The organism is Streptomyces sp. NPDC055140 (assembly GCF_053607285.1).
Genome location: NZ_JBSGTG010000002.1, coordinates 505,406 through 527,862, shown reverse-complemented (window position 1 = coordinate 527,862; position 22,457 = coordinate 505,406). Strand labels below are relative to the sequence as shown.

Below are 22,457 nucleotides of genomic sequence, written 5' to 3'. Positions count from 1 at the left end.
GGAGTGCCTCAAGCGCGGAGTCGGACCGTGCCCTCATGACATGGGACGAAGCCGGGTTGCGCCACTTTCTGACGCAGCAACTGACGTGGAAGCCGAGCGAATTCGACGACAGCCTCGAACTCGCCTTCATCGAAGTGCCGCTCGACTACGCGCACCCTTCCGGTGAGCGCATCGAGCTGGCGCTCAGCCGGATCCGGGCGCTGGATCCGCACAGGAGGCGTGGTGTGCTGCTGTCCCTCAACGGCGGCCCGGGCGGCGACGGCGGTCTCGGCAGGCTGCTGCCGACGCGTCTGGCGGGCACTGCGCCCCACGAGGTCTACGACCTGATCGGGTTCGACCCTCGTGGGACAGGCGCTTCGACCCGGGTCGAGGGCGAGGCGAGCCCGACGACCGTGCCGTTCGACTCGCGTCCCCCCGACTCCGTGTTCGCCGCCATCGCCGCGGACATGTGGGAACGCGACCAGGGGTGCGTGCGCGCCGGGGGCAACCTGCGCCGCCACACCACCACGGCCAACAGCGCCCGCGACATGAACGTGATCCGCGCCCTGCTCGGCGAAGCGGAGATCAGCTTCGTGGGCTGGGCCTACGGCACGCTGCTCGGCGCGGTCTACGGGGCGATGTTCGGAGCGCACCTGGACCGCAGCGTCCTCGACTCCTCGGTCCATCCGGACTGGGACTGGCGGCAGCAGTTCGCCTCGCAGGCACTCGCGGTGCGCGAGAACGTGGACCTGTGGGCGGAGTGGGCCGGACAGCGTGACCGGTTCTTCGGTCTTGGCGACGACGCCGCGCGGGTGCTGGCAAGCGTGGAGGAGGCCGCGGCGGCCCTGGCCTCCATCGGTGAGGGCACGTCGTTGCGTACCGCGTTCGACGGCGTCGTCGGCACACTGAGCGCGGCTCGCGGCCGCTGGCAGGAACTCGGCGTACTGATAGGGGAGTTGGGCAAGGCGACCGGCGCCGCCGACGCGGAGCGGGCCCGCGAACTGCTCGCGGGCCAGTCCCGCTGGCGGCCGGGTACCCCGGCGGGCGGACTGCGCGACGCCGTACTGGAAGCCGTGACGTGCGAGACCGAGTGGCCGGCCGACCTGGAGATCTACTACCGCGACATGCGCGACTTCAGGGACCGTTTCCCGTACGGCTTCGGCGTGATGCGCGCCCAGCCCTGGGTGGCCGCCTTCGGTACGTGCACACCCGTCGAGCCGCGCCCCGCCATCACCCGCGGTGACTACCCGACGGGGCTTGTCGTGCAGGCCGACGGCGACCCCCTGGACCACTGCCCCGGGGCGGTGGCCATGGCCGAGCGCCTGGGGCACCCCCTGATCCTGGTGACCGACTCCGGAGCCCACGAGATCTACCGGCTCGGCGGCAACCCGCAGGTGGACGCTCTCGTCGACGCGTACCTGGTCGACGGTGAACTGCCGCCCGCGCGGGTGGAGTTGCCTGGTGAGGCCCGGCCGGACGTCCCCGCGGACGCGACGCTGAGCTGACAACGAAACCCCTGGCAGGCGGTGTGCGATCGAGGACCACCGCCCGCCAGGGGTTTCGTCTGCCGCGTCAGGCGTCGGCGATGCGAAGCTCACGCGGCGCGGCGCCGTCCGAGGCGAAGAGCAGCAGACGCTCGCCCTCCTCCACGAGCTCGGCACGCACACGCTTGCTCACCGCGGCGAAGAGCTGTACGTCGATGGTGGTCGACGCGCGCGCACGGTCGACCCGCCACGCACCGGCGACGAATCCGTCGACGAGGATCGTCCCCGGAATCACGGCGTTCTTCGTCGCGATGGCCTTGCGATGCTCATCGCTGATGATCCGGGTGCGGTCCGCGTGGGAGAGGATCGCGTTGTCGTACGGCGCCAGATAGCGAACCGGTGCGGGCGCATCGGTGCCCGGCCGCGGGGCGTCGGGCAGGTCCAGGAGCTCTCTGCCTTCCTCGTCGCGCAAGGAGACCAGCCGCGGACGCAGGCGTTCGGTCACCGCGCGCAGCCGGGTGAGACCCGACCACGCCTGGATGTCCTTGACGGTGGCAGGGCCGAACGCCGCCAGATAGCGCAGGACCAGGTCGTCGAGGTCCGGCTCCGTGTCCAGCGGGGTGCCGATCCAGTCCTCCGCCAAGGCGTACGTCGGCTGTCCGCCCTGTCCCCAGACTCCGCGGGGCGGGATCTGGACCACCGGCAGCAGGCAGCGCACGACGTTGCTGAGCGCGTTGGCGGGGTGGTCGGGCCACGTCGTACGCAGGGCGGCGGTCAGGTCGCCGACGGTGTGCGGAGCCTCTTCCAGGAGCTCCCGGCCCGCTGCCGCCACCTTGGCCGGATCCAGTCCGTGCAGGTCCTTGGCGAAGGTGGTGATCAGGCTTCGTTCCAGGAACGGCTGCACACACGGCCGCAGTTTGCGGCAGTCGGAGGACGTGACCAGATGGACGGTGCCGCGCATCAGTGGGACGCGCACGGCCTGCCGTCCGGTGAGGAGGCCGGCCAGTTCCGTGGGGCGGAAGTTCTCCAGCCGGGTCCACAGGCCGTAGTACGGCGGAAAGGGCGCCTGTGCCTGCAGGCCCACGAGGTGCTCGAGCGCTGCTTGTGCCGGCATCGTTCGCCGGTTCAGCAGCAACTGGCGTGCCAGAAAAGCACGGTTGAGAGCCCGCCGGTCGAGCACGTCGGCGGGCTGGGACGGAGTGGTGGCCATCGGACCTCTCAGTTCAGCAGAGCGAAGAACGCGCGCAGTTCGTCGGCGAGGACGGAGGGCCTCTCCAGGGCCGGGAAGTGTCCGCCGCTGTCGAGATCCTTCCAGTAACGCAGATCCGTGAAGCGCTGTTCGGCCCATGCGCGGGGCAGCCACGCGTCCTTGGGGAACACGGAGCATCCGACGGGCACGTTCGTGGGATTCATCGGCTCCTTGTTGAAGCTCTCCCAGAACAGCCGTGCCGACGAGGCCCCGGTGCCCGTCAGCCAGTAGACGGTGGCCATGTCGAGCAGCGCGTCCTGAGGCAGCGCCTTCTCCAGCGTGCCGTCGTGGTCGACCCACTCCCAGAACCGGTCCAGCATCCAGGCGAGTTGACCGGTCGGTGAGTCCGAGAGACCGTATCCGAGCGCTTGGGGGCGCGTGGACTGGATGGCCGCGTAGCCCGAGCGGTTCTGGCCGAAACTCTTCATCCGGGCCATGGCCTGCTGGTCGCGCGCGTCCAGTTCCACCGGGTGATCGGGCGCCTTGGCCAGCGGCATGGTCAGGTGGATGCCCAGGACGTGGTCCGGGTCGGCGGTGCCGAGTTCGGCGCTCACCCACGAACCCCAGTCACCACCGTGCGCGCCGTATCGCGGGTAGCCGAGCCGCGCCATCAACTGGGCCCAGGCCCTGCTGGTCCTGCCGACCGTCCAGCCCGCGGAGGACGGCTTTCCGCTGAATCCGTGTCCCGGGAGCGACGGGCACACCACGTGGAAGGCCTGGGACGGGTCGTCGGGGTCGGTGAGCTTGGGAATCAGGTCCAGGAACTCCAGGACCGAGCTGGGCCACCCGTGGGTCAACAGCAGGGGGGTGGCGCCGGCGTGGGGGGACCGCGCGTGCAGGAAGTGCACGTCCAGGCCGTCGATTTCGGTGCGGAACTGGGGGACGGCGTTGAGGCGCTTCTCGGTGGCGCGCCAGTCGTGGTCCCGCGCCCACGAGGCGCACAGATCCTTCATGTACGACAGCTTCGGACCCTGCTCCCAGCCGTCGACCGTCTCGGCGTCCGGCCAGCGCGCGGCGGTCAGGCGTCGACGCAACTCCTGCACCGAGTCGTCGGGGAAGTGCACCCGGAACGGTGTGATCTCTGTGCCCATGCTTGAGGCCTCCTTGTCAGCCCGAGACAGTCGGGTGACCTGAGGCTAGGGACGGCTGCTACAACCGCGGTCGAGCCGCCGCTGTGCCGGCACCCGCGTCCGGGCCGGGGTGAGACGAGGAGGCGGGGGCGCCGGCCGGCGCCCCCGCCTCCTCGATCCCGCCCTGTCCGGCGACGGTCACCAGCCACCCTTGATGGTCCGCGCGATGTGGGTCCGGTCGTCGTCCGACACCCACCAGCCGACCGGTATGGCGATGTGACGCCCGGCGACGGCGTCGAGCCCGGGCAGGACCGCTTTGCAGTCCTGGGTGGCGCCGTAGACGTCGTTGCGCTCGTGGACCTCGCTCGTGGCGATTCCGGCCTCCTTCATGCGCAGGACGAACGCGTCGCGGTCGTCCACCTTGAGGGAGTAGTACCAGAACGACGGATTCCGGTCGGAGGCCCGCTCCGTCAGCTCGAGACCGCCCACCCCGGCCAGCTCGCCGTCATAGAACGCGGCGTTCTCGCGGTGCCGGGCGACGAGACCGTCGACGGTCTCGAGGTTCGCAAGACCGATGGCCGCGTTGATGTCGTTCATATTGAACTTGAAGCCGTACTCGGGGATGTCGTTCTTGAACCGGGCCCCGCCGCCGTCGCGGTCGATGCCGTACCAGCGCAGCATCCTGGCGCGGTGCAGCAGTTCGTCGTCGGGCAGCACGATCAGGCCGCCGTCACCGGTCGTGAGGTGCTTGATCGCCTGGAAACTGTAGACGCTGATGTTGCCGTGCCCGCCGAGCGGGACGCCCTGGTACGTGGCGCCCCACGCGTCGGCGCAGTCCTCGATGACCCGGGGCCGGACCCCATGGACGCGTTCGGCCTGGTCGAGAACGCGGTTCAGGCGGTCGAGGTCGACGGGGTAGCCGCCCCAGTGCACGAGGACGATCGCCCGGGTCGCGGGCGTGATCTTCCGGGCCAGGTCGTCGAGGTCCAGGTTCAGGGTCGCCGGGTCGGTGTCCACCCAGCGGATCCGCATCCCGTTCGCCAGGATCGGCCAGTTCGTCGCCGTGCAGGTCAGCGCGGTCGCCAGGACCTCGCCGTCCCGCCCCGACTCCGTCGCGACCAGGTGCAGGGCCAGGTGCAGCCCGGACGTGGCGCTGTTGACGGTCAGGATCCGGGGGTTGTCCAGCCGCTCGGCCAGGGCGCGTTCGAACGCGTCGACCTTCGCGCCCTGACCGATGTAGCCGCTGTCCAGAACCTCACCGACCAGCGCCGACGCCTTCTCGGACATCGCCACCTTGAAGAGAGGGATCATGTGTCGTGTCCTCAGCAGCTGGGGGCGCCGGCGACGCGGTGGACAGCGACGTCGGCGACCTGGGTGAACTGGGGGTTCCCGGCCATGTCGTAGACGTGTGAGACGCCGGTGCTGGTGAAGGTGCTGCTCACCGCTTCGGTGTTCTGGTCGATGTAGATCCAGCCTTGCTGTGTGCCGGACCCGTCGGTCATCGCTTCGGCGATCTTGTAGTTGAAGTCGCCGGCACCGCCGGTGGACTTCCAGCTGCCCGTGCTGACGCCGGCGGACGTGATGAGGCACGCCTTGCCGCTCGTTGTGAATATGAGCTCGATGTCACCGGTGGCGCCCCCATGGGTGACCGTACCGGCCCACTTGCCCACGAGCCGGCGGGAGGAATCGGTGGAGTCGGTGCCCGCGTAGGGCGCCGGGTGCGCGGTGCCTGCCGCCAGGGCGGACAGGACACCGGCCGACACCACGGTGGCGAGGATCTTCTTCATGTCTGACGACCTTTCGGCTCGCGCGGTGCTCACTTGTACTCGCCGTCGGTCTCGACGAAGCGGTTCCGCACGAGCCACGACCCGTTCGAACGGACGAGCTCGTCGTCGCAGAGGGTGTGGTGGCGGAAGTGCACCTCCCCGCTCAGGAGCGTGCGGTCGGGGGTCACGTAGACCATGACGTAGCTCTGCGCGCGGACGGTGTCGTCGTCGATCTGCTCGACGGTCAGCTGCCCGACCCAGTGGCGCAGGACGAGCCCCTCGTGCTTGGCCGTCTGCATCTCGATCGCCTTCACGAGTATCTCGCGGCCGACCAGGGGGTCGGGCATGTCGGCGGCCTGGAACACACCGTCCGGCGTGAAGGTCTGCGCCCACTCCTCGCCGTCACCACGGTCGAGAATCTTGAGCTGCAGCGCGTAGAACTGCTGGATCTCCAGGTACACGTCGCTCGGGACGAGCTTGGTGCTGAAATCGTGCGAATTCATCAGTTTCTCCAGTCGACTTCAGTGGTTGATGCGGTGGCTACGTCGGTGGCTACGTCGGTGGCTACGTCGGTGGCTACTTGGGTGGTTACTTCGACGCGGTGCGGAGGTGGCCGAGGATCGTGTCGGCCGCGCGCGGTGCGCCGCCCGCCTCTTTCATGTACTTGCGCATGTCGCGCAGGTTCGCCTGCACGGTCTCGTCGACGGCGACCTCCAGGACGGCCTCCCGGAGGGTCTCGGCGGTCACCTCCTCGGGGGGCAGGACACGGCCGAGGCGCAGCTCGCCCGTCCGCGCGGCGATCATCTCCGAGTCGCCGTTGTGCGGTACGGAGACGAGGGGCACCCCCGCGTACAGGGCGTTCATGGTGTTGCCGGCGCCGCCGTGGCACACGAACGCGCCGGCGTGCTCGAGGACCGCCTGCAGCGTCAGCCACGTGTGGATCTCGGCGTTGGGGGGCAGTTCGCCCACCGCCTCCAGGTCCACGCCGGGGCCCGCCGCGATCACCACGTGCCACGGCAGCCCCTCGAAGGCCTTCGCGCACATCGCGAAGAACTCGGGCTGGGTGTTGAACGTCGTGCCCAGGGAGATCAGCACCACGGGCTTGTCGCTGGACGGCCGCCACGTGCCCTGCAGGTCGCTCTCCCGCAGCGGGATCCCGACGAACGTGTACTGGTCCTCGGGGAAGGAGTCCGCGTCGGACTGGAACTCGCGCGGCATGAAGGAGATGTTGCGGGGCGCGTCCGACATCAGCTCGTCCAGCGTGACGTCCTGCAGCCCGTGCGCATCGGCGAACGCCCGCAGTTCGCGCGTCAGTTGGCCGAACATCCCCTCGGCGGCGCCCTCCGCCTCGGAGAAGTACTGGTGGGAAGCGAGGACCGGATAGAGCTGGATCCCCGGCACGCCGAGCTTGCGCGACATCACACGGCCGAGGAACTGCATCGAGATGTCGTAGACGAGGCAGTCCGGCAGGTCGTCACCGAAGTGGGCCTCCAGCGTCGGCGCCGTGGCGGCCGCCTCCCGGACCGCGCCCAACAGGACACGGGCCAGCCAGTCCTCCGCGCCGGTCGGGGCGATCGTGCGCGGGTCGAGCGTCGTGGTGTAGGGAATGACGTCGGCACCCGTCGAGGCGATCTTCTCGGCGAAGCCGTCGGCGGCCAGGTAGCTGACCTTGTGACCGCGCCTGACCAGCTCCTCGACCACGGCAAGGGTCGGTGTGATGTGACCCGCCGCGGGGATGTTCAGGAAGGCGATGTGCTTCTTCATGAGTAGTCCTGTTCCTGGTGTCGTCGACTCGCTCGGGGACGCCGGCCGCGTCATCCCAGCGGCCGGATCGGTGTCTTGACGTGAACGTCCGCGTACTTCGGGAGCACGCCCAGGGCCTCCGTCTCCGCCAGCGTCGGCGCGGTCCTGTCCTTGTCCGACAGGACGAGGTCGCCCAGGTCGGGCCACGGCAGGGCGAGCTGCGGGTCCAGCGGGTTGATCGAGATCGCCTTTCCGGGGGTGTAGACGTTGTCGCACAGGTACGTGACCACGGCGGTGTCGCTGACCGCCGCGAACCCGTGGCCGAGCCCCTCGGGGATGTACACGGCGCGGCGCCGCTCGTCGTCGAGCGGGATCGCGATGGACGCGCCGTACGTAGGCGAGCCGAGACGGACGTCGACGACGACGTCGACGATCGAACCGCTCACGCACGTCACGTACTTCGCCTCACCCGGTGGGGCGGCCGTGAGGTGGATGCCGCGGATCGTCCCGCGTCGCGAGACCGAGCAGTTGACCTGCGCCACGTCCATCGGACGGCCGGTCGCCGCGGACAGCCGGTGGCCGACGAACAGTTCCAGGAACGCACCGCGCGAGTCGCCGAACACCTGTGGCTCGACGAGGTGGACGCCCTCGATGCCGAGTTCTTCGAAGTTCATCAGGCCTCCTCGTCACACGGTGGCGCCGGCGCCGGCCGGGACCAGCCGCTGGATGTCCTGGGTGGCGGCGTCGGGCAGCCCCATGAGGTACTCCCCGTAGCCGCTGGACAGGAGCGGCTGCGCGAGCTCCCGGAGCCGGTCGCTGTCGATGAGCCCGTTGCGCCAGGCCGCCTCCTCGACGCAGCCGATCTTCTGTCCCTGTCGCTCCTCGATCACCCGGACGAACTCCGACGCCTGTACCAGCGAGGCGAAGGTCCCGGTGTCGAGCCACGCCGTCCCGCGGTCGAGCACGGTGACGCTGAGCTCACCGCGGCGCAGATACGTCTTGTTCACCTCGGTGACCTCCAGCTCGCCGCGCGCGCTGGGACGCACGGACCTGGCGATGTCGACCACGTGGTTGTCGTAGAAGTACAGGCCGGGCACCACGTATCGCGATTTCGGGTGCGCCGGCTTCTCCTCGATGGAGACGACGCGCCCTTCGAGGTCGAAGTCCAGGACGCCGAAGTCGCTCGGGTTCGCCACCGGGTAGGCGAAGATGTGACCACCTTCCGGGTCGGCGTGCGCCTTCAGCTGATCCCCGAGGCCGGCTCCGTGGAAGATGTTGTCGCCGAGGATGAGCGCCACCGGCTCGTCCCCGATGAAGTCCGCGCCGATCAGGAACGCCTGGGCGATGCCCCCGGGCCTGGGCTGCGTCGCGTACTGGATCTGCAGGCCCAGGTGGGAGCCGTCACCCAGCAGCCGCTCGAAGGAGTCCCGATCGGGTGGCGTGGTGATGACGAGGATGTCCCGCACGCCCGCCAGCACCAGAGTGGACAGCGGGTAGTAGATCATCGGCTTGTCGAACACCGGCATGAGTTGCTTCGACATGGCTTGAGTGATCGGCCACAGGCGGGAGCCGGTTCCGCCGGCCAGAATTATTCCTCGCATGTCTCGGAAGCTAATGACGGCGGCTATAGGGACGATCGAGGCCGGGTGGGCCCAGCAGCCGGGCATCGTGAGCAGCCGTCATAGGTGCGCCGCACGGCGGCGGCCCGCGCGGCACCGCGGCCGCGGCCGCGAGGCTGAGGGCGAGCAGCACAGCGGTCGCCAGGAACGCGACCCCGTAGCCGGACGCGAACGCGTGGGCGTCGGGAGGACCGTCACCAGCGATGTCGGCCGTACGGACCTGAGCCAGCGCGACCATGACCGCGAGGCCGGCCGCGCCTCCCAGCGACTGCGAGGTGTTCAGTACCCCGGACGCCAGGCCCTGCTTGTCCTCCGGCACACCCGCGGTCGCCGCGCCCGCCACCGAGGTCACCACGATGCCGAGGCCCAGGCCGAACAGCAGGCTCGGGCCCATGAGGTCGGCGACGTAGGAGGCGTGCTCGTTCGCCGTCGACTGCCACAGCAGTCCGCCGATCATCGGCAGGAGACCGACCAGCATCATCGGCCGGGGACCGGTCCGCGGTCCGACCACCGAGGAGGCGGCGGCACCGATGAACGCGAAGACCGTCAGGGGCAGGAACACCAGCCCCGTACGCATGGCGCTGTAATGGAGCACCGACTGGTACAGCAACGTCAGGAAGTAGAACGTCGTGGGCAGCGCCGCCCCGAACGCCAGCATCGTGACGTTGGCCGCCCACACCGAGCGGTTACGGAACAGGCTCAGCTCCATCAACGGCTGCTTGGCCAGCTTGGCCTGGTCGAGCACGAACACCGCGAGCAGTACCACGCCGATCGTCAGTGACCCGACGATGCGCGTCGACCCCCACCCGTAACGCTGTCCTTCGGCGAGCCCGTAGACGAGCGCGGCGATCCCCAGAGTGACCGACACGGAGCCCAGCACATCGAGCTTCGCCCCCTTGCGGGTGTCACCACGGGGGGTGGGGGCGATCGACGAGACCGCCATTCCCACGATCAACAGGCACAGCGGCACGTTGATGAGGAAGACCCAGCGCCACGACATCCACTCGACGATGGCTCCGCCGCTGAGTACGCCGATCGCCCCGCCGCTGCCCGACGCCGCGCCCCACAGGGCGAGCGCCTTGGCCCGCTCCATCGGCTCGGTGAACGTGGAACTCAGCACGGCCAGCGAGGCGGATGCCATGATCGCGCCGCCGAAGCCCTGCCCGGCGCGACCGAGTACCAGCGTCGCCGAGTTCGCCGCGATGCCGCCGACGAGGCTGAACGCCGTGAACACGGCGAGGCCGATGAGCAGCAGACGTCGCCCGCCGAACAGGTCCACCATCCGCCCGGCCAGCAGCAGGAAGCCGGCGAACGGAATCAGGTACCCGTCGTACACCCACGTCAGGCTGCCCGGTGTGAAGTGCAGCGCGTTCTGGATGGACGGGATGGCGACGTTCACGATCGACGCGTCGAGGATCACGGTCAGCTGCGCGAGGCAGCACACCGCGAGGACGAATCCGGCCCGGCGCGGCTGGGCCGGGGCGTCCAGTGCAACCTGATCGATCATCGGAGGGGACTCCTCGTTCGGACGAATGACTGCGCCGCACTCGGGTCCCGGCGCGCGGGCCGCACCCGTCCTGCATCAGCCATCACGAGATCTTGACGAGCACGTTGCCCTTGTAGGCGCCGCCGAGCAGTGCGGTGAGCGCCTCGGGCGCGGCGTCGACGCCGCCTTCCACCACGGTGTAGGGCAGGACGATCTTTCCTTCCTGCAGCCACTGGGCGAAGTGCTGGTTCCACGCCTGGATCTGCTCCGGCGTGTGGTACGTCGAGAACGGCTTGATGACGATCTGCCGGATGATCCCGGCCATGATGTCCAGCTTGGGGAAGGCGCCCTCGGCGTTGCCGGTCTGCGCGGACACGGCCCCGCCCAGCACGAGCCGGGCTCCCTGCGCCGACGCCTGCACGGCGGCCTCGAACTGCTCCCCGCCGACCAGGTCGAAGAACACGTTGATCCCGTCGGGGGCGAGTTCCCGGAGCTGGTCGACGACGGGTCCGTCCTTGTAGTTGAACGCGGCGTCGTAGCCCAGTTCCTTGGTGAGGTACTCCACCTTCTCGGCGCTGCCGGCCGAGCCGATGACGCGCTTGGCGCCGCGGGCCTTGGCGATCTGGCCGGCGAGCGAGCCGACACCGCCGGCCGCGTTCGACACGAACACGACGTCGTCCTCGCCGACTTCGGCGACGTCGGCCATGCCGTGGTAGGCCGTGATGCCCTGGTTCAGGAAGTACTCCGGGCCGGGGTACCACGAGGGGTCGACCTTGAAGTACTGAGCGGCGGGGCCGGTGGAGTACTCGGTCCAGCCGTCCATGTGCTGGACGGTGTCGCCCACGGCGAGGTCGGGGCTTTCCGAGGCCACGACGACACCGACCGCGCCGCCCCACGGGCGCTCGCCGACCTTGTAGGCCGGCATCATGGGCAGCCCGGGGTCCTCGGTCATCAGGTCTCGCATGACGGCGGTCACCTGGAGGTACAGGTTGCGCACGAGCACGTTGCCGGAGGTGGGCTGGGCGACATCCACCTCCACGACCTCGAAGTCGTCCTTCGCGGGCTGGTTCACGACATAGCGCGCCAGCCGTACTTCCTTGCCGGTGGCCGGGAGAGTCTGGGCAGTCATTGGTTATCCCCTTTGGTTCATTTCGATATGACCGAGGTCCGAGCGATTCAGTGACTACGTCGCAGCACTCGAAAATCGCCTGAACGGCGCTCGAACGTCGGCGGGCTTTCTACTGGTTCCACCAGGAAGTGTTTTCCCTGTACCACTCGACGGTGGCCTTGAGGCCCGTGTCGAATGATTGCCGCGGGGTGAAACCCAACTCATTTCGGATCTTGGTCATGTCCAGCGAGTACCGCTGGTCGTGGCCGAGACGGTCGGCGACCCGTTCGACCATGTCCCATCCCGTTCCGCAGCTTTCCAGCAGGCGCGCGGTCAGTTCCTTGTTGGTCAACTCCGTGCCGCCGCCGACGTTGTAGACATGGCCGGGCCTGCCACCGCGCAGAACCAGTTGAATGGCCAGGCAATGGTCCGCGACATGCAGCCATTCTCGGACGTTGTCGCCCTCCCCGTACAGCGGAACCCGCCGTCCCTGCAGAAGGTTCGTCACGAACCGCGGAATGACCTTTTCCGGGTTCTGGTAGGGGCCGTAATTGTTCGAGCAGCGGGTGATCACGACGTCAAGGCCGTGGGTCCGGTGCGCGGACAGCACCAGCAGATCGGAGCTTGCCTTGGACGCCGCGTAGGGTGAATTCGGCGCCAGCGGCTGCGACTCGGTCCATGACCCGGAGGAAATGGAACCGTAGACCTCGTCCGTCGACACATGCATGAAACGCCCGACCCCGTGCCGCCGGGCCGCGTCCAGCAGGACCTGCGTACCGAGCACGTTCGTCGTCACGAACGCACGGGCGTCTTCGATGGACCGGTCGACATGCGACTCGGCGGCGAAGTGAACGATGGCGTCGTGCCCGCGCACGACCTCGTCGACCAGTTCCGCGTCGCAGATGTCGCCGCGGACGAACCGGAAACGAGGATTCTCCGCTACCGGCGCGAGGTTCCGCAGGTCGCTGCCGTGGCCGAGCGTGTCGATGACGGTCACCCGGGCGTCATTGAGGTGAGCGCCTGGAAGCTCGCCGGACAGCAGTGCCCTTACGTACTGTGACCCGATGAATCCCGCACCGCCGGTAACAAAGATCCGCATGTGAGTCACCGTAGGGTCCGGGACTCGAAGCTGACTTGAGCCGGAAGGGCCCGCAGGCGAGGTCTGCCCCTTCGAGGTGCGTTTCCGCGACACCGGTCGTCAGGGCCCTCGGCTTCTCCCTGAAACAGTGGTGGGCGCGCGTAGAGTCGCTCTTGCCAAGCCCGAGGAGAACGTCCAGGATTGGGCCCCCTCGGATCGCCTCGGAGGCGTCGCAAGGCGTCGCTCCACAAGGTTCGGCACGGTCCGGGAACGGACAGACCCACCGGAGCGGATCAGGGCTTGGGGGCACGCGATATGCGCACTTGGCGAGCACCGAGGCACTCCGCGTGCGCGCCAACGCCGCCGAGACCGTGCTCCGGGGGTGAACTCGCCATCTCCGAGCGGGAGTTCACGAGGCGCGCCGGGCACGGCGTGTACACCCCGCGCTCCACCTGCCAGTACCTGAACTAGAAAAATTGGCGGATCACATGGACTTCGGACTCGTCCTCCAGACCGACCCCCCGGCCTCCGACGTCGTCTCCCTCATGCAGCGCGCCGAGCGCGAGGGCTTCACCCACGGGTGGACCTTCGACTCGGCCGTGCTGTGGCAGGAACCCTTCGTCATCTACAGCCGGATCCTGGCCGAGACGTCGCACCTGACCGTCGGCCCCATGGTCACCAACCCGGGCACCCGCACCTGGGAGGTCACCGCCTCCACCTTCGCCACCCTCAACGACATGTACGGCAACCGCACCATCTGCGGCATCGGCCGCGGCGACTCCGCGATGCGGGTCGCCGGACGCAAGCCCAACACGCTCGCCCGGATCAGCGAGGCCATGAAGGTCATCAGGGCGCTCGGCCGCGGCGACGAGGCCGACCTCGGCGGCACGGTGATCCGCTTCCCGTGGGTGCGTGACGGTGCCCAACTGCCCGTCTGGATGGCCGCGTACGGGCCCAAGGCCCTGAAGATGGCCGGCGAGGAGGCCGACGGGTTCATCCTCCAGCTCGCCGACCCGTATCTGACCCAGTACATGATCAAGGCCGTGCGGGACGCGGCAGCCGGCGCGGGCCGCGACCCGTCCGAGGTGAAGATCTGTGTGGCGGCGCCCGCGTACGTCACCGCCGACGACTCGCCCGAGGCCCTCGCCCACGCGCGTGAGGAGTGCCGCTGGTTCGGCGGCATGGTCGGCAACCACGTCGCCGACCTCGTCACCAAGTACGGCGAGCACTCGTCGATGGTCCCCGACGAACTCACCGACTACATCAAGGCCCGCCAGGGCTACGACTACGCCCACCACGGCAGGACCGGGAACCCCGACACGGCGTTCGTGCCGGACGAGATCGTCGACCGGTTCTGCGTCATCGGCACCGCACAGGACCACGTCGAGAAGCTGCGCGCCCTGCGGGACCTCGGCGTCGACCAGTTCGCGCTCTACGCGATGCACGACGCGAAGGAGGAGGTGATCGACGCGTACGGGGAGCACATCATTGCGGCGGTGAACGCCTGAGGCGTTGCCGTGGGGAACACCTGAGCCCCATCTCGGTACACCCCGTCACCTTTGTCCCTCCCCGCCAGGGTCCCCACCGCCCGCACCCGCACGGCCCGTTCGCACCTCCCCGCTGTCCGAGCCCCCGGCTCCCGAACGAATGGCCTGCTCATGACCGACACCGCGCCACCCACGCTGCCCGCGGGCGGCGGCATCGACCTCAGCGCCGACGCCTACCCCTCCGACAGCCGCTACGCCAACGACGACCTGCGCCCCGTCCCCCTCGCCGAACGCCGCTGGACCACCTACAACTTCGTGGCCCTGTGGATCGGCATGGCCCACTGCATCCCGTCCTGGACCCTCGCCTCGGGCCTCGTCGCACTGGGCATGGACTGGAAGCAGGCCGTCCTCACCATCGCCCTCGCCAACGTCATCGTGCTCCTGCCGATGCTGCTCACCGGGCACGCGGGACCCAAGTACGGCATACCCTTCCCCGTCCTCGCCCGCGCCTCGTTCGGCCTGCGGGGCGCCAATCTGCCCGCGCTGATCCGGGCGGCGGTGGCCTGCTGCTGGTTCGGCATCCAGACCTGGATCGGCGGGCAGGGCGTGTTCGTCCTGCTGGGGAAGGTCTTCGGCGGCTGGGCCGACGTGTCGAAGGTCGGCGGCTACCCGTGGACCCTGTGGCTGTGCTTCGTGCTCTTCTGGATCCTCGAACTCGCCATCATCTACCGGGGCATGGACACCCTGCGCCGCTTCGAGAACTGGGCGGCGCCGTTCGTCCTCGTCGGCGCGGTCGTCCTGCTCGTGTGGATCGCGAACAAGGCGGGCGGCTTCGGCACGCTCCTCGACGAGCCGTCCCGGGTCGGCTGGGGCGCCGATTTCTGGAAGATCTTCTTCCCCGGCCTCATGGGCATGATCGGCTTCTGGAGCACACTCAGCCTCAACATCCCGGACTTCACGCGCTTCGGCAAAGGACAGCGCGCCCAGGTCTGGGGGCAAACCCTCGGACTGCCGACGACCATGACGCTGTTCGCCCTGATGTCCGTCCTGGTGACATCCGGGTCCGAGAAGGTCTACGGCGCCGCGATCTGGGACCCGGTCGCGCTCGCCGGCAAGACCGACAACGTCTTCGGCCTGCTGTTCGCGCTCATCACGGTCTTCGTCGCCACCATCTCCGTGAACATCGCGGCGAACGTCGTGTCACCCGCGTACGACCTGGCGAACCTCGCGCCCAAACTCATCAACTTCCGCACCGGCGCGCTGATCACCGGTGTCATCGGCGTCCTCGTCATGCCGTGGAAGCTGACGTCCACGCCCGAGCTGTACATCTTCACCTGGCTCGGCGTCGTCGGCGGACTGCTCGGCACCGTCGCCGGCATCCTCATCGCCGACTACTGGATCATCCGCCGCACGGTGCTCCATCTCGCCGACCTGTATCTGCCGAACGGCCGGTACTGGTACTCGGGCGGCTGGAACTGGAACGCGGTGATCGCCTTCGCCGTGGGCGGAGTCCTCGCGGTCGGCGGCTCGTACTCGACGGTCGACGCGAAGGGCGCCAAGCAGGGCCCGTTCCCGGTGGACGGCCTGATCCCGTTCCTCAAGCCGCTCGCGGACTACGGCTGGGCGGTCGGGCTCGGGTCCTCGCTGATCCTTTACGTGGCTCTGACCAAGGCGCGCGGGGCCCGGATCTAGCCCGTCCCCGCCGATCTCAGCTGGATTCCTTGCGGGTCAGCGCCGCCACCGCGTCCCCGGCCGCCTTCAGGGCGCCCTTGTAGATGCCGTCCGTCGCGGGCGCGCCGTGGGACTCGAAGTCGCTGCCGTTGTAGGTGACGGTCACCAGGGCGTTGTCGGCCCTGACCGTCACCACGGCCTCCCGGGTGTTCTGCTTGTCGTGCGTGGTGAGGGCGACGGCGATCCTGGCCTCGTCGCCGAGGCCGGGCGCCGCTTCGCCCTTGCCGCGCCCGGCGAAGGAGGTCTTCGCCGCGGCGGCCGACTCCTTGATCTCGAAGGAGACGTCGAGCCAGCGGTAGTCGTAGTCCTTCAGCGCGCTCCACGAGCAGCCGCGGCGCAACGAACGGTCGGCGGCGGCCAGTTCCTTGCCCGCCGGGTCGGCCTTCGGCACCAGGTCCGCGACCGTGTTCGCCGTGACGGCGGAGCACGGCTCGGGCGGCTTGTCGTAGGCGCGGCTCGTCGCGGACCCGGCCGACTGCGCGGCAGGCTTCGGCGAGGGCTGCGGGGCAGCGGCGGGCTGCTCGGACGAGTTCGCCATCGGGCCCGAGGTCCAGGCCCAGCCGGCGCAGGCGAGCACCACGACCGGCATGACCCGCAGGGTCAGCGCGAGGGGGAGAGGGAGAGAACGCACGGCGTACGCCCCTTGTGCGAGGGGGAGGGGACGCCAGTGTCACACGAGTTGCCCCGTGACAACACCGCCCCCTTGCCCCTCATGCGTCTCACGCGCAGTTCAGTGGGCCCGCACCGCCGCGCCTTCACCCCAAAGGGGTCTTCCGTGTACGCGGTCAGGGCCTCTCCATGAGGGCGGGCAGGGGCAGGGCGGACTCGATGCGGTCGATCGCGGCGAAGGCGCCGTACGCGATCAGATGGACCAGGCAGTGATCGGTGAAGGGCGGCTTCAGCCAGGCCGCCACGTCTTCGTCCGTGATCCGGTACGGGGCTACGGCGGCCAGCACCGCGAGGCGCGCCCCGGGCCGCCGGTCGCGGTCGGGCAGCTCGTCCCAGGCGAGCGGCGGATGCGAGCCGTCCCAAGCGGCGAGGGCCTCCTCGACCAGGGCCAGGTCGACGTCGTCGAGCAGTCCCGCGCCCGTGGAGGCGGCGTCGCACAGCGCGGCGTATGCCGGGCCCACGGTCGTGCCGGCCGCCCAGGCGGGGCCCGGGCCCGGATCGTCGAGCAGGGCGAGGCTCGCGCCCGGCGCGTGGTCCCGGCGCACCGTCCGCGCCAGGCTCCGGCCCCCGAGGCTGCGCACGGGCCGCAGGCGCTGGGCGTTGCCGGGCAGCAGGTTCTCGGTGAGCAGGGCGGACACGACGCGGTTGATGAAGTGGAAGGCGAACGCGGTCCCGAGCTGCGCGGGGACCTCGGTGCCGGGGAAGGGGAGCGGGGTGAGGTCCGGGGAGCCGGGGGTGCGGGTGGCGCGGCCCCAGTCGAGCACGCGCGCGTGCCGCTCCTCGGACGGGGTCTCGCCGCGCGCCAGGGACTCGGCGAGCGCGTGGTCGCCGGTGGCGTGCAGCAGCATGGTGTGCGCGTCCACGCAGAACGGGCACCGGTTCGCGAGCGACACCCCGGCCGCGACCAGCTCCCGGTCGGTACGGGTCCCCGCACCCGCGATCAGCGACTCCCGCATCAACGCCCAGGCCGGGGCGAGGAGTTCGGGCGCCGACGCCAGGACCACGAAGGTGGCGGCGCGCTCGATGCCGAAGTCCTCGCCGAGCTGCCGGTAGACCTCGGCCACGCGTCCGGTGGCCGACTGCGGGGGCGGCGGGCTGGTGTAGCGGAACGTCCGTGACATCGGGTCCTCCTGGTGGCTGCGGGCTGGTTCCGGCACGCCCCACAGTGGCTGGACAGGGCACCCTCACGCGTCGTACGCCGGAGGTGAGTCGGGGCTGCGCCCCCGAGGCCGGAGCCGCCGCGCACTACTGCACAGGGAGTAGTCCAGGGGCGGTCCCCAGGGGTGACGCCCTTGTCGGCGGCCCGGTCTATGGTGCTGGCATGGAGGGGGACCGCAGGCGCCGCGTGGCTCCGGTCGGCGCGCATCGCAAGGACCTGATCGGCGACGTCACGCTGGCCGTTGTCATCGGGGCGCTCGTCGTGGCCGCTGCGGTGGCCGACGGGGGAGTGACGGCGCTCGACGCCGTCCTGATCGCCGCGGGCTCGCTCACGCTCGTCGCCTACCGGCGGGCGCCGCGCGCGGTCCTCGCGCTCACCGCCGCGTGCACGGCGGGCTACGTGCTCCACGCGGAGCCGGGCGCCCTCGCCGCGCTGCCCGTCCTGGCGGCCGTGCACACGGCGTCCCGTGCGGGGCACCGCCTGCTCGCGGCCGTGGCGGGCGCCGCGTTCCTGGTCGTGTGCGGTGTGGCGGGACGGCCCCTGGAGAGCTGTCTGCTCCTCGCCGGCTGGTTCCTGTGCGCCGTCGTCACGGGGCTCGCCGACAAGAACTGGCAGGCGTATCTGCGCCAGACCGAGCAGCGCGCCCTGGAGGCGGAGCGCACCCGCGAGGAGGCCGCGCTGCGGCGGGCCGGTGAGGAGCGCCTGCGCATCGCCCGCGAGCTGCACGACTCGCTCACGCACAGCATCTCGATCGTCAAGCTCCAGGCGGGCGTCGCCGTGCATCTGGCGCGCAAGCGCGGCGAGGAGGTACCGCCCGCGCTGCTCGCGATCCAGGAGGCCAGTGGCGAGGCGATGCGCGAGCTGCACTCCACCCTGGACGTGCTGCGGGCCGACGAGCCCACGGGAAGCCCGGCGCTCCTTGTGGAGCGCGCCCGTTCGGCCGGCCTCGACGTGGAGCTTGTGGTCACGGGCCGCGAGCGGCTGCTTCCGACGGCCCTGGACCGTGCCGCGTACCGCATCGTCCAGGAGTCTCTGACGAACGTCGCCCGGCACGCGGGACCGACCGAGGTGACCGTGCAACTTGCCTATGGGGAGGGCGAGTTGACGATCTGTGTCGAGGACGGTGGCGCCGCCGATCCCGCGCACCCGCCGGTCTCGGGCAACGGACTGAAAGGCATGGCCGAACGCGTCGCCGCGCTCGGGGGAAGCCTCGACGCCGCGCCGCGCCCCGAGGGCGGGTTCGCGGTGCGGGCCCGGCTTCCGGTGGACGGCCCACTTCCGGAAGAGCGACGGGATATGGCGGAGGGGGTGACCGGGTGAGCGGCGGAGGCAGTTCCCGGATCCGGGTCGCGCTCGTCGACGACCAGGCCCTCATGCGGGCCGGGTTCCGCGCTCTCCTGGAGGCCGAGGACGGCGTCGAGGTGGTCGGTGAGGCGGCCGACGGGGAGCAGGGGGTCGCCCTCGTTCGTGAGCAGGTGCCCGACATAGCCCTCGTGGACGTCCAGATGCCCGTGATGAGCGGCATCGAGGCGACCCGACGGATCGCCGCCGACCCGCGCCTGAGCGGCGTACGTGTCGTGATCCTCACCAACTACGGCCTGGACGAGTACGTCTTCGACGCGCTGCGCGCCGGGGCGTCCGGCTTTCTGCTCAAGGACACCGAGCCCGAGGACCTGCTGGCCGGGATCGAGGTCGTGGCCCGCGGGGACGCCCTGCTGTCACCGGCCGTGACGCGCCGCCTCATCGGCGAGTTCGTGTCCCGGCCACCCGACCGCTCCACGCCGCCGGGCCTGGAGTGCCTCACCCGCCGCGAACGCGAGGTGACCGCGCTCGCGGCGCGCGGCCTGACGAACGAGGAGATCGCCGCGCACATGGTCGTCAGCCCGTTCACCGCCAAGACCCATGTCAGCCGCGCGATGACGAAGCTCGGCGCCCGCGACCGGGCCCAACTCGTCGTGTTCGCCTACGAGTCGGGCCTGGTCACGGCACGTACACAGTGACGCGCGTCGCTACGAGGCGTGTTACTCCCGCTCGACCGGGATCCACAGCTGGGCGTCCGCCTGTGCCGCGTCGGGTGACAGGCGTGTGCTGAGGATCTCGGGGCCCCGCCTGCTCCGGTACGGGTTGGACGGGAACCAATGCGTGAACACGTCCCGCCACAGGTACTGGAGCGTTTGCGGGAACGGCCCCGAGCTGTCGAAGACGGCCCACGCGCCCGCCGGGACGGCGAGGGTGTCCAGGTCGTCGGGGCCGGCGGCGGAGGCCACCACCGCGTGGTAGTAGTCGAGTTCCGTCCCCTCCGCGCGGCTCGGGTCGAGGTCGTCGCTCACCGAGACGATCCCCTCGGGCTCCTGGTCCGACAGTGACTCGATCCGGCGCACCGTCTCCTTGTCGATGCCCCTGATGAAGTCGGCGATCGCCGGATTCACGCCCTCATGGACGAGGGGGACCCGCGCCTTCCTGCCGACCACGTGGAACTCGGGCTTCTCCATCACCCGGTATCGCATGGTGCTGCTCCCTTCGACGATGAGACGGAAGGACATCCGGGGCTGGGACCGCAGGGCCGCACCGGTCCGCCTGGCCTCGCCGGGGCCCACGCCGTGCAGCCCCCGGAAGGCCCGCGCGAACGCCTCGCCCGAGCCGTAGCCGTAGCGCACGGCGATCTCGAGGAGCGTCGGCTCCCCGGAGAGCACCTCCGCGCCCGCGACGGTCAGCCGCCTGCGCCGGATGTACTCGGAGAGCGGCAGCCCCGCGAGCGCGGAGAACATCCGCCGGAAGTGGTACTCCGACGTCGCCGCGATCCGGGCCAGATCGGCGATGTCGATCCGCCGGTCGAGGTGGCGCTCGATGTGGTCCATGGCCTCGTTGAGCCGGTCAAGCACCCCGGGCTCCTTCCTGTTGACCTCGCTCACGCTAGGGAGGACTCATGGTCGCCGACCCGACATCCTGTGCCCGTTCCGGTCGGACGTGCCCGTTCCGGCCGCTTGGGGCCTTGTGACCTTCTTTGTCGGGGCCGGTTATTCAATCTTCATCAAATGTGTTCCGCCATGCGGACAACCCCCTTGCTTGTGGACTGTATGCGAAATACGTTCTGCGGTATTCCTTGATCACACACGGATCACCCACAGGATGTCCCGCACACTCGTCCCCTGGCGGAGGTATCTCCTCGTGCGCCGAACAGCGGTTGCCTGCACGGCAGTTGCCCTGGTGTTGTCCACAACGGCGGGCTGCGGCTCCCTCCAGTCCTCGGCCACCGAGGTCGGCGGGGAGCGCATGACCGACGACCGGCCCGTACGGGACGGCGGCACGCTCACCGTCGCCCTCAACGCGGACCCGGACAAACTCGACCCCTCGCTCGCCCAGACCCTCGTAGGCCGCACGGTCTTCGCCGGGATGTGCGAGAAGCTCTACGACGTCGACGAGGCGGGCAAGGTCGTCCCGCAGCTCGCCACCGCGCTGCCGAAGACCTCGCCCGACGGCCGCACCGTCACCTTCTCCGTCCGCAAGGGCCTGAAGTTCAGCGACGGCACCTCCCTCGACGCGGCCTCCGTCGTCACCTCACTGCTGCGCCACCGCGACCTGCCGGGATCGGCTCGCGCCACCGAACTCGCCCCGCTCAAGGCGGCCGAGGCCACCGGCCCGAACTCCGTGAAGCTCACCCTCAAGCAGGCCTACGTCCCGCTGACCGCCGTGCTCGCCGACCGCTCCGGCATGGTGATGTCCCCGGCCGCGCTCAAGAAGTACGGCAAGAACTTCACGAATCACCCCTCCTGCGTAGGCCCGTTCAAGTTCGTCGAGCGCGTCGGCGGCGACCGCATCGTGCTCGCCAAGGACCCGAACTACTACGACGCGCGCGACGTACACCTCGACAAGGTGATCTACAAGCCGATCCCCGACGGCAGCGTCCGCCTCGCCAACCTGCGCTCCGGAGACGTCCAGGTCGGCGACCAGATGGCCCCGGTCGACGTGAAGAGCGCGCTCACCGAGCCCAAGCTCCAGCTGTTCAACTCGCCCTCGCTCGGCTACCAGGGCATCGGGCTCAACGTCGGCAACGTCAAGGGCCTCGGTGAGAAGCCCGGCAAGCTGGACACCCCCCTCGCCCGCGACGTGCGCGTGCGGGAGGCCTTCGAGCTGTCCATCGACCGCGACCTGATCAACAAGGTCGTCTTCCAGGGCATGTACGAGCCCGCCTGCGGGCCCGTCTCGCCCCAATCCGCCATCGCGCCCGGCGTCGCGGCCTCCGCCTGCCCCAAGCGCGATGTCGCCAAGGCGAAGCGGCTGCTCAAGGCGGCGGGCGTGAAGACCCCGCTCAAGATCGAACTCAAGACGTCCACCACGCCCGAGAACAGCCGTCTCGGCCAGGTCGTCCAGGCCATGGCCAAGGAGGCCGGCTTCGCCGTCTCCCTGCGCCCCACCGAGTACGCGACGATGCTCGAGGAGACCGACTCCGGTCACTACGACGCCTTCACCAGCGGCTGGTCCGGGCGTCTCGACCCCGACGGCAACATCGCCAGCTTCCTGCAGACGAAGGGTGCCATGAACGCCTACGGCTTCTCGGACGACGAGACCGACGCGCTCATCGAGCGCGGCCGCACCGAGGCCGACCCCGCCGAACGCGCCAAGATATACGGCGAGCTGACCCGCCGCGCGAACGACGCCCACGCGCTCGTCTACCTCTACCGCCAGAAGAACTACGTCGTCGCAGGGAAGGACGTCGCGGGCGTCCGCGTCTACGGCGACGGCCTCGTCCGCGTGAAGGATGCGGGGTACACCAAGTGACGACCAGTGAAATAGCCCTGCCGAAGGCGCGGTCCGGCCTCTTCGCGGGG

20 protein-coding genes are annotated in these 22,457 nt (G+C 69.8%); 6 read left to right on the top strand and 14 right to left on the bottom strand.

Annotated features, from left to right (window positions below; all coding sequences use genetic code 11):
• Positions 1 to 35: 35 nt before the first annotated feature.
• Entirely contained in the window at positions 36 to 1,484 is a 1,449-nt protein-coding gene (locus tag ACWFR4_RS06180; protein WP_453458250.1) for an alpha/beta fold hydrolase, read from the top strand.
• A 67-nt stretch (positions 1,485 to 1,551) separates the two neighbouring features.
• Here ACWFR4_RS06180 and ACWFR4_RS06175 read toward each other — a convergent pair whose 3' ends face one another.
• The 11 genes from ACWFR4_RS06175 to rfbB all read right to left on the bottom strand — a co-directional run bounded on the left by ACWFR4_RS06175 (position 1,552) and on the right by rfbB (position 12,603).
• The gene (locus ACWFR4_RS06175) at positions 1,552 to 2,673 is read right to left on the bottom strand and encodes a winged helix DNA-binding domain-containing protein (RefSeq protein WP_453458247.1); all 1,122 of its coding nucleotides are present in this window, start codon (positions 2,671 to 2,673) and stop codon (positions 1,552 to 1,554) included.
• Positions 2,674 to 2,681: 8 nt separating this feature from the next.
• Positions 2,682 to 3,803 carry an epoxide hydrolase family protein gene (locus ACWFR4_RS06170; RefSeq protein ID WP_453458244.1) on the bottom strand — a complete coding sequence of 374 codons (1,122 nt, stop codon included), beginning with the start codon at positions 3,801 to 3,803 and terminating at the stop codon, positions 2,682 to 2,684.
• Between the two features lie 177 nt (positions 3,804 to 3,980).
• Positions 3,981 to 5,093 carry a DegT/DnrJ/EryC1/StrS family aminotransferase gene (locus tag ACWFR4_RS06165; RefSeq protein ID WP_453468963.1) on the bottom strand — a complete coding sequence of 371 codons (1,113 nt, stop codon included), beginning with the start codon at positions 5,091 to 5,093 and terminating at the stop codon, positions 3,981 to 3,983.
• Positions 5,094 to 5,104: 11 nt separating this feature from the next.
• Complete coding sequence (locus ACWFR4_RS06160; protein ID WP_453468964.1) at positions 5,105 to 5,569, bottom strand: hypothetical protein; 465 nt, start codon at positions 5,567 to 5,569, stop codon at positions 5,105 to 5,107.
• Positions 5,570 to 5,598: 29 nt separating this feature from the next.
• Complete coding sequence (locus ACWFR4_RS06155) at positions 5,599 to 6,051, bottom strand: nuclear transport factor 2 family protein (RefSeq protein WP_453468966.1); 453 nt, start codon at positions 6,049 to 6,051, stop codon at positions 5,599 to 5,601.
• A gap of 85 nt (positions 6,052 to 6,136) precedes the next feature.
• Entirely contained in the window at positions 6,137 to 7,312 is a 1,176-nt protein-coding gene (locus ACWFR4_RS06150; RefSeq protein WP_453468967.1) for a macrolide family glycosyltransferase, read from the bottom strand.
• A gap of 50 nt (positions 7,313 to 7,362) precedes the next feature.
• Positions 7,363 to 7,965, bottom strand: coding sequence for a dTDP-4-dehydrorhamnose 3,5-epimerase family protein (locus ACWFR4_RS06145; RefSeq protein WP_453651088.1), 603 nt, complete (start codon positions 7,963 to 7,965; stop codon positions 7,363 to 7,365).
• 12 nt (positions 7,966 to 7,977) lie between these two features.
• Entirely contained in the window at positions 7,978 to 8,892 is a 915-nt protein-coding gene (rfbA, locus tag ACWFR4_RS06140) for a glucose-1-phosphate thymidylyltransferase RfbA (RefSeq protein WP_453468969.1), read from the bottom strand.
• 10 nt (positions 8,893 to 8,902) lie between these two features.
• Entirely contained in the window at positions 8,903 to 10,417 is a 1,515-nt protein-coding gene (locus ACWFR4_RS06135) for an MFS transporter (protein WP_453651086.1), read from the bottom strand.
• A gap of 82 nt (positions 10,418 to 10,499) precedes the next feature.
• Positions 10,500 to 11,525 carry a zinc-binding dehydrogenase gene (locus ACWFR4_RS06130; protein ID WP_453456436.1) on the bottom strand — a complete coding sequence of 342 codons (1,026 nt, stop codon included), beginning with the start codon at positions 11,523 to 11,525 and terminating at the stop codon, positions 10,500 to 10,502.
• 109 nt (positions 11,526 to 11,634) lie between these two features.
• Positions 11,635 to 12,603: a dTDP-glucose 4,6-dehydratase gene (rfbB, locus tag ACWFR4_RS06125; RefSeq protein WP_453456433.1), complete on the bottom strand. Its 969-nt coding sequence runs from the start codon at positions 12,601 to 12,603 to the stop codon at positions 11,635 to 11,637.
• A gap of 467 nt (positions 12,604 to 13,070) precedes the next feature.
• On the opposite strand from rfbB, the gene ACWFR4_RS06120 reads away from it, so the two are divergent.
• The gene (locus ACWFR4_RS06120; RefSeq protein WP_453456430.1) at positions 13,071 to 14,090 is read left to right on the top strand and encodes a TIGR03842 family LLM class F420-dependent oxidoreductase; all 1,020 of its coding nucleotides are present in this window, start codon (positions 13,071 to 13,073) and stop codon (positions 14,088 to 14,090) included.
• Positions 14,091 to 14,240: 150 nt separating this feature from the next.
• Entirely contained in the window at positions 14,241 to 15,761 is a 1,521-nt protein-coding gene (locus ACWFR4_RS06115) for an NCS1 family nucleobase:cation symporter-1 (RefSeq protein ID WP_453456427.1), read from the top strand.
• Positions 15,762 to 15,777: 16 nt separating this feature from the next.
• Here ACWFR4_RS06115 and ACWFR4_RS06110 read toward each other — a convergent pair whose 3' ends face one another.
• Positions 15,778 to 16,431: a hypothetical protein gene (locus ACWFR4_RS06110; protein WP_453456424.1), complete on the bottom strand. Its 654-nt coding sequence runs from the start codon at positions 16,429 to 16,431 to the stop codon at positions 15,778 to 15,780.
• Positions 16,432 to 16,585: 154 nt separating this feature from the next.
• Positions 16,586 to 17,590, bottom strand: coding sequence for a carboxymuconolactone decarboxylase family protein (locus ACWFR4_RS06105; RefSeq protein ID WP_453651084.1), 1,005 nt, complete (start codon positions 17,588 to 17,590; stop codon positions 16,586 to 16,588).
• Between the two features lie 200 nt (positions 17,591 to 17,790).
• Between ACWFR4_RS06105 and ACWFR4_RS06100 the strand changes: the two genes are divergently transcribed.
• Together ACWFR4_RS06100 and ACWFR4_RS06095 are read left to right on the top strand one after the other, a co-directional pair.
• Complete coding sequence (locus ACWFR4_RS06100; RefSeq protein WP_453456418.1) at positions 17,791 to 18,948, top strand: sensor histidine kinase; 1,158 nt, start codon at positions 17,791 to 17,793, stop codon at positions 18,946 to 18,948.
• A gap of 53 nt (positions 18,949 to 19,001) precedes the next feature.
• Entirely contained in the window at positions 19,002 to 19,628 is a 627-nt protein-coding gene (locus tag ACWFR4_RS06095; RefSeq protein WP_453651417.1) for a response regulator, read from the top strand.
• A gap of 21 nt (positions 19,629 to 19,649) precedes the next feature.
• Here the strand turns inward: ACWFR4_RS06095 and ACWFR4_RS06090 are convergent, their stop codons facing one another.
• Positions 19,650 to 20,510 carry an AraC family transcriptional regulator gene (locus tag ACWFR4_RS06090; RefSeq protein WP_453651082.1) on the bottom strand — a complete coding sequence of 287 codons (861 nt, stop codon included), beginning with the start codon at positions 20,508 to 20,510 and terminating at the stop codon, positions 19,650 to 19,652.
• Between the two features lie 247 nt (positions 20,511 to 20,757).
• On the opposite strand from ACWFR4_RS06090, the gene ACWFR4_RS06085 reads away from it, so the two are divergent.
• The gene (locus ACWFR4_RS06085; protein WP_453651080.1) at positions 20,758 to 22,407 is read left to right on the top strand and encodes an ABC transporter substrate-binding protein; all 1,650 of its coding nucleotides are present in this window, start codon (positions 20,758 to 20,760) and stop codon (positions 22,405 to 22,407) included.
• The last annotated feature ends 50 nt before the right edge of the window (positions 22,408 to 22,457 follow it).